This window comes from Zoogloea oryzae (genome assembly GCF_030161255.1).
GTDB lineage: Bacteria > Pseudomonadota > Gammaproteobacteria > Burkholderiales > Rhodocyclaceae > Zoogloea > Zoogloea oryzae.
The window spans coordinates 1-285 of sequence record NZ_BSPX01000301.1; the positions used below are offsets into that span (position 1 = coordinate 1).

The 285-nt window shown below is 68.1% G+C and carries 1 protein-coding gene; it reads right to left on the reverse strand.

Features of this window, described 5'->3' with window-relative positions; all coding sequences use genetic code 11:
* A partial coding sequence (locus QQK25_RS23475; protein WP_284190121.1) for a LysR family transcriptional regulator occupies window positions 1-164 on the reverse strand: 164 nt, incomplete at its 3' end.
* Window positions 165-285 lie beyond the last annotated feature (121 nt).

The following is a 285-nucleotide window of genomic DNA, read 5'->3' on the forward strand; positions in this document are numbered from 1 at the left end:
TTCTCGCGCACCAGCAGCGGATCGCCGGTGGTCTCGCGCAGGCGGGCCAGAGCGCGGCTCATGGCCGACGGGCTGAGGCGCAGCCGCCGGGCGGCGCCGGCCACGCTGCCCTCGGCGAGCAGCACATCAAGGGTGATGAGGAGGTTCAGATCGGGGGTGCTCATGGCCGAACCTTAGCACCGCCGGCTGCAATACATGGCGTTTCATGCATGGATGAAGTGCAGATGCTGCGTCTTCCGCCATGTACTGCCGGCCACTACGCTTGGGGCATGACGTCGGGCGCGG